At 68.8% G+C, this 5,824-nt stretch carries 6 protein-coding genes and 2 pseudogenes; 5 read left to right on the top strand and 3 right to left on the bottom strand.

What is annotated here, in order from left to right:
* Window positions 1–26: 26 nt before the first annotated feature.
* A pseudogene (locus tag B3587_RS15920) lies at window positions 27–407 on the top strand (DUF3417 domain-containing protein); the annotation flags it as partial.
* Window positions 408–437: 30 nt separating this feature from the next.
* On the opposite strand, the gene B3587_RS15915 reads toward B3587_RS15920, so the two are convergent.
* Window positions 438–953 carry an NAD(P)-binding domain-containing protein gene (locus B3587_RS15915; RefSeq protein WP_414683130.1) on the bottom strand — a complete coding sequence of 172 codons (516 nt, stop codon included), beginning with the start codon at window positions 951–953 and terminating at the stop codon, window positions 438–440.
* Window positions 950–1,987, bottom strand: coding sequence for an LLM class flavin-dependent oxidoreductase (locus B3587_RS08745; protein WP_292727926.1), 1,038 nt, complete (start codon window positions 1,985–1,987; stop codon window positions 950–952). Before B3587_RS08745 ends, B3587_RS15915 begins: the two co-directional genes overlap by 4 nt.
* A gap of 48 nt (window positions 1,988–2,035) precedes the next feature.
* On the opposite strand from B3587_RS08745, the gene B3587_RS08740 reads away from it, so the two are divergent.
* The 3 genes from B3587_RS08740 (at window position 2,036) to B3587_RS08730 (ending at window position 4,246) form a co-directional block, all read left to right on the top strand.
* A complete protein-coding gene (locus B3587_RS08740; RefSeq protein ID WP_292727924.1) occupies window positions 2,036–2,398 on the top strand; it encodes a winged helix-turn-helix transcriptional regulator in 363 nt (120 codons plus the stop codon).
* Between the two features lie 289 nt (window positions 2,399–2,687).
* Complete coding sequence (locus B3587_RS08735) at window positions 2,688–3,173, top strand: hypothetical protein (protein WP_292727922.1); 486 nt, start codon at window positions 2,688–2,690, stop codon at window positions 3,171–3,173.
* 41 nt (window positions 3,174–3,214) lie between these two features.
* Window positions 3,215–4,246 carry a 2,3-butanediol dehydrogenase gene (locus tag B3587_RS08730; RefSeq protein ID WP_292727920.1) on the top strand — a complete coding sequence of 344 codons (1,032 nt, stop codon included), beginning with the start codon at window positions 3,215–3,217 and terminating at the stop codon, window positions 4,244–4,246.
* A gap of 41 nt (window positions 4,247–4,287) precedes the next feature.
* Here B3587_RS08730 and B3587_RS08725 read toward each other — a convergent pair.
* A pseudogene (locus tag B3587_RS08725) lies at window positions 4,288–5,207 on the bottom strand (FAD-dependent monooxygenase).
* Between B3587_RS08725 and B3587_RS08720 the strand changes: the two are divergent.
* On the top strand, window positions 5,206–5,784 hold the full coding sequence (locus tag B3587_RS08720) for a TetR/AcrR family transcriptional regulator (RefSeq protein ID WP_292727918.1): 579 nt from the start codon (window positions 5,206–5,208) through the stop codon (window positions 5,782–5,784). The pseudogene B3587_RS08725 and the gene B3587_RS08720 sit on opposite strands and share 2 nt — an antisense overlap.
* Window positions 5,785–5,824 lie beyond the last annotated feature (40 nt).

The following is a 5,824-nucleotide window of genomic DNA, read 5'->3' as shown; positions in this document are numbered from 1 at the left end:
ACATCTTGACGTGAGGCAAGGCGGAGATGCGCTCCTGGGCGCTCCAGCCGTCGGCGGGGATCTCGACGTTCACACGTTCGTCACGCGTCCGTCCTAGGGTTGACCGGGTGAAGCCGATTCGCAAGTTCACCGTCCGTGCCGTCGTCCCGGGTGCGCTCTCGGCGCTCGAAGAGCTCGCGGGGAACCTGCGGTGGTCGTGGCACGAGCCCACGAAGCGCCTGTTCGAGCACATCGAGCCGGCCGTCTGGCGGAGTTCGCGTCGGGATCCCGTCGCGTTCCTCGGCGAGGTCGACCCTGCGCGCCTCGACGCGCTCGCGGCCGACGGAGACTACGTCGAGTGGGCCGAGAGCGAGCGGGCGGCACTGCGCGAGTACCTGGCCGAGCCGCGCTGGTTCCAGTCGCTCGGTGCGGAGGTCCCGCGCCTCGTCGCCTACTTCTCACCGGAGTTCGGCATCACCGCCGCGCTGCCCCAGTACTCGGGCGGCCTCGGCATCCTCGCGGGAGATCACCTGAAGGCGGCATCCGACCTCGGGGTTCCGCTCGTCGGCGTCGGGCTGTTCTACAAGGCGGGCTACTTCACGCAGTCGATCTCGGCCGATGGCTGGCAGCAGGAGCGCTACCCGGCACTCGACCCCGACGGGCTGCCGCCCGAACTCCGCCAGGGGTCCGTCGACGGGCTCCCAGTGGTTGGTCGGATCGATGACCACCGTGCGTTCGGGCAGCGGCAGGTCGATGGTCAGCGCGATGTGGAACGGGACGGCGAGCACCGCCAGATCCACCGACCCCCACCGATGCACCGGTGCGGCGACGGCGCCGGGGGCCATCACCTCCACTACCAGCGTGGACTGGACCGATCCGGGCCGGGTGGCGACCAGCACCTCATGACCGGCGTTCAGGGAGCGTCGGGCGAGCGCGGAGCCGAGCTTCCCGGCTCCGACGATCCCGACGTTCACGCCGTCACACCCGACGAAGCCCGATCTTCCGAGACCGTCTCGGCCTTGATGACCGGGAGCACCTCGGTCAGGTACAGTTCCAAGTTGGCGTCGGCGGCGGCCTCGGGCATCCCGGGGTCGAACTGGGCGACGAACCGCTCGGAGCCCAGCAGCTCGTGCTGGGCGAGGATGCCGTCGATGATCTGCTGCGGGCTGCCCGCCAGCAGCCCTGCCTGCACCCAATGGTCGTACACCTCCCGCGGCATGCCGGTGCGGAACGACGGATGCAGCGACATGTAGCGCGAGTAATACGGGTAGAACTCGTCCTGCGCGGCCTGCGAGGTCCGGCCGATGAACATGTGTCCTCCGGTCGCCAGCCGCAGCACCGAGGGATCGTGGCCGACGGCCTCGCCGGCCCGCCGGTACAGCTCCACCAGGCGCACACCCTGGTGCGCGCCGGTGAACAGCGACAGGAACATCGGCTGTCCGAGCGTGCCCGCTCGAACCGCGCTTTGCGGGGTCCCGCCCACCCCGATCCAGATCGGCATCCGCTCCTGCGCCGGCCGTGGGCCGATGTGCATGCCCCTCAGCGGGGTGCGGAAGCGACCCTGCCACGGCGCATCCGGGGCATCTCTCAACTGGATCAGCAACCCGAGCTTCTCCTCGAACAGCGCCTCGTAGTCCTGCATGTCATACCCGAACAGGGGGTAGGACTCCGGGAACGCGCCCCTGCCCGCGGTGATCTCCGCGCGACCGTGGGAGAGCTGGTCCAGAGTGCCGAACTGCTCCATCACCCGCACCGGGTCGATCGTGGACAGCACGGTCACCGACGTCGTCAACCTGATCCGGCTCGTCAACGCCGCGATCGCCGCGAGCACCACCTCCGGGGCTGACACCGCGAAATCCGATCGGTGATGCTCACCCAGCGCGAAGACGTCCAGCCCGCCCGCATCCGCCGCCTCTGCCTGGCGCACCAACGCGTCCAGCCGCCGGCCCACCGCCCGCGGGGTCGGTTCGCCCGTCAGGTCACCGAATGAGTAGATTCCAAGTTCCATGGCCCCCATAATGGTATGCATACCATACTAGTTTCCAAGGGGATACTCATGGCGAAGCACCACCCCGACGACCCGTGCCCGTTCGGCCCGACGGTGGAGATCCTGCTGCCGCGCTGGACCTCGCAGATCCTGTGGGTGCTCAGTGAGCACGGCACCCTCCGGTTCTCGCAGATCCGCGACCTGATCCCCGGCATCACCCCGAAGGTCCTCACCGAGCGGCTACGAAAGCTCGAACGTGACGGCCTGGTCGCGCGCGCCTACCACGCCGAGGTCCCGCCGCGCGTGGAGTACCGCAGCACGCCCCTCGCCGGGAGCCTGTTGCCCGCGTTCCACGTCTTGGCGGGCTGGACCGATGAGCACCTCGACGAGGTCGACGCTGCCCGACGTCGCTTCGACGCCCAGTCCCGGTGACTGTCGTCGACGACCATCCGCCGGGGCGCGAGCGCAAGGGAGGCGTCCACCAGGGCGTCCCCGTTGCTGAGCTACAATCCTCGAATGGAGACGTCGTGGTCCAGCTCACCGCAGAGTGACTCGTCGGTCATGTCAGGCTCGCGGCCCGGAGGATGGGCGATGGAGTTGCGGCCGACAGGCTCCGCTCCCACCTTCCTGCCCGACGACGTGGCGCGTCAGGCGGTGGAGATGCTCGGTTCGCCCCCGTGGGGTGGGCCAGCGAGACCGCGGCACCATCGTGGGCCGGCTGATGGTCCGCGATCCCCGGCTCATGCAGGTCCGCTTCCACCTGAGCATGGGCGTCGAACTGCTGACGACCGAAACGTTGGCTCGTCTGGCAGGTGCCGGTCTCTGCCACGTCACCCGCCCGGCGTTGCTCGCCGTGATCGATCACGTCAGGTTGCGAGACGTGAGCTACTCGTCCCTGATCGCCGCAGCGAACGTCGTGCAACTCGGTGTGATCGAAGCGCTCCTGGATGCTTCCGCGTACATCGGCTTGGAGGACGGCGGGCGGTCGCTGCTCCGATCCATCACGAATGCGCCCGAACCGGTGTTCGATGAGTTCATGCGCGACCGACGGTTACTCCACGGGTGCGGACCAGCCTCGCATGGGCTCGGAGAGTCGGCTGGACGCCGTTCAGGCCGTGCTGAACGGCCATCTCTCCCCGGGTCGCTTCGTGCGATCGACGGGTCCCCCGTCAGAGCCGGCGCGTTTGGAGCGCAACGCAGCAACTGAACCGACCCGGAGCATGGACAAGAAATCAAAGGAGATATCTCATGAAGGCAGCAGTGTGGTATGCCAAGGAAGACGTTCGCGTCGAGGAGGTCCCGGAACCGAAGCCCGACGAGGGCGAGGTCGTCATCCAGGTCGAGCGCACCGGAATCTGCGGCACGGATCTGCACGAGTACCTCAGCGGGCCGCATTTCGCCCTACCGCAGACGATTCTCGGTCATGAGTACTCGGGAACGGTCGTCGACCTCGGGAAGGGAGTCGACGGATTCCGTGTCGGTGACCGCGTCGCCGGTGTGGGGGTGACCGGCTGCGGCGTGTGCTACTACTGTCGACACGGGTTGACCGGCATTTGCGACAATCCCACGTTCATCGGGCTGCGGCGTCACGGCGCGCTCGCACCGCTGGCCTCCGTGCCCGCCTCCGCTCTGTTCGTCGTGCCCGACGAGCTGTCGCTGGTCGAAGCAGCCCTCGTCGAACCTCTCGGCGTCGCGTTCCACGCGGTCCGCCGGAGCCGTCTCGCTCCCGGTGAGACGGTCTACGTCGCCGGTGCCGGCCCCATCGGCCTCGGCGTGATCCAGGCGGCGGTGGCGGCCGGAGCAAGCGAGGTCATCGTCAGCGAAGTGTCGCCGCGCCGCCGCCAGGCCGCGACGGAACTCGGCGCGACTCGAGTCATCGATCCGACGACTGAGGACGCCGTCGAAGTCACGCGTTCGCTCACGTTCGGGCGGGGTGCGGACGTCGGCTTCGATACCGCGGGCGTGCAGGCTGCATTCGATCCCGCGACCGCGGCGATCCGCAAGCGCGGGCGCTTCGTCGTCGTCGCCGCATGGGAGCGACCGGCCAGCTTCGAACTCACGGGACCTCTGCTCCGCGAGATCGAGCTGCTGTTCACGTTCTGCTACGAGGCGGAAGAGGAGATCCCGCAGCTGCTCAAGCTCATCGCCGCTGGGAAGATCAAGGCGGCGCCGATGATCACGAGCGAGGTAGGTCTGGACGCAGTGGTTTCCGGGGGTTTCGCGGAGTTGCGCGATCATCGTGACGCCCAGGTGAAGATCCTCGTCAACCCGTCGGCCTGACGGGCCACGCGAGCAGACCGCGATCGTCGCCGATGGTGAGGTCATCGACGCGTGACGAGCAGCGTGAGCCGCCAGCGCGGCGGCGGGTGGCCACCACCAGAGCGCACCTGTTGCAGCACCGCCTGCACCCGGATCAAGAACCGGGTGCAGGCTGTGCTCGGTGACGGCGCGCGATCGACCTCCGCGAGCTTCCAGATGAGGTTGTGGGCGTCCTGCACCCCCGTGTTCAAGCCTTGACCGCCCACAGGGCTGTGCACGTGGGCAGCGTCGCCGGCGAGGAACACGCGACCGCGCCGGTAGCCGTCGGCGACGCCGTGCGTGAGGGTGAACCGCGAGGTCCAGCCGACGTCGTGCACCTCGAACTCGAGGCCCATGCGCTCCATGATGAGTCGGTCGAGGTAGGCCGCGTCGATCGCCGGGGCGTCCGCATTCGCCGCCGCGGGCACGTGGGCGATGATGCGCCAGCGGCCCGGGTCGGGCACCGGCACCACGATGAGGAGCCCTGCGGCGGAAGGTAGGCATAGCCCTCGTCCTCCGCCAGGGGCAGCGAGCCCGCGACATCCGCCAGCAGGAACTGCACCCCGCTGTCACGACGGTCGAGCCGAAGTCCCACGCGATCGCGTACCGTGCTGCGGCCGCCGCCGCACCCGATGAGCCAGCGCGCTCGCACCGTCTGGAGCCCGGCGCTGGTTTCGAGGGTGGTCTCGACGTGGTCTTCACGTTCGTCGAGTTCGACGAACGTCGTGCACCACTCCACCGCACCGCCGAGTTCGGCGAGCCGCGACTCGAGGACCTGCTCGGTGGCGTATTGCGGGATGGACAGCCAGAACGGGGTACGCGGTGTCACCCCAGGGCAGGCCGAGGAGGTCCACCCTCGTGAGCTGAGTTCATGTCGCCATGATATCCGAAAACGAGACGTTAGTGTCTCACTTTGCGTCGATGCTCGATATGCTGGGGCCATGGATGACACTCCGTCGGCACCTCCGCCGCGACGCCGCGACGTCGCGCGTCACCGCGGCATGCTCATCGCTGCCGCCACCGAGGAGTTCGCCCGCAACCCCGAGGCGTCGATGGCCGACATCGCCCGGGTCGCGGAGCTGACGAGGGCGACCGTGTACCGCCACTTCCCCAATCGGGAGGCGCTCGAGGCGGCCATCCGTTCGGAGGCGCTCGCCCGAGCATCACGGGCGCTCGACGAGAGCCGGCTCGACGAGGGCACCGCGCTCGAGGTCCTGCAGCGTGTGATCCGAGCGCTGAGCGCTCAGGGCATGGGCCTGCGCTTCATGCTGCTGCAGGCACCGGATGCCGACCCGCGCTTCCTCGCCCAGCGCGCTCAGGTGCTGGCGCCGCTCGTCGACGTGGTGCGGCGAGGCCAGCGTGAAGGCCACCTCCGCGAGAACCTGGCGCCCGAGTGGATCGTCACCGCGATGGCCTCACTGCTCGTCGCGGCCGTGCGGGACGCGGCGTCGCCCGATTCCGCGGTGGGGGAGCTGGTGCGGCGAACCCTGATGTCCGGGGTCGCGACGGATGCGAGTTGACCGGGCGCCTTGCCTGACGTCAAGATGTCCGGGTGTGATT

The sequence above is a fragment of the Microbacterium sp. UBA837 genome (genome assembly GCF_002296025.1).
GTDB lineage: Bacteria > Actinomycetota > Actinomycetes > Actinomycetales > Microbacteriaceae > Microbacterium.
This window is presented reverse-complemented; position numbering and strand designations above follow the sequence as displayed.

Excerpts from the sequence above, each read along its gene's own strand:
- B3587_RS08745 (WP_292727926.1), bottom strand. The coding sequence starts at position 1,987 with ATGGAACTTGGAATCTACTCATTCGGTGACCTGACGGGCGAACCGACC.
- B3587_RS08740 (WP_292727924.1), top strand. The coding sequence starts at position 2,036 with ATGGCGAAGCACCACCCCGACGACCCGTGCCCGTTCGGCCCGACGGTG.
- B3587_RS08735 (WP_292727922.1), top strand. The coding sequence starts at position 2,688 with ATGGTCCGCGATCCCCGGCTCATGCAGGTCCGCTTCCACCTGAGCATG.
- B3587_RS08730 (WP_292727920.1), top strand. The coding sequence starts at position 3,215 with ATGAAGGCAGCAGTGTGGTATGCCAAGGAAGACGTTCGCGTCGAGGAG.
- B3587_RS08720 (WP_292727918.1), top strand. The coding sequence starts at position 5,206 with ATGGATGACACTCCGTCGGCACCTCCGCCGCGACGCCGCGACGTCGCG.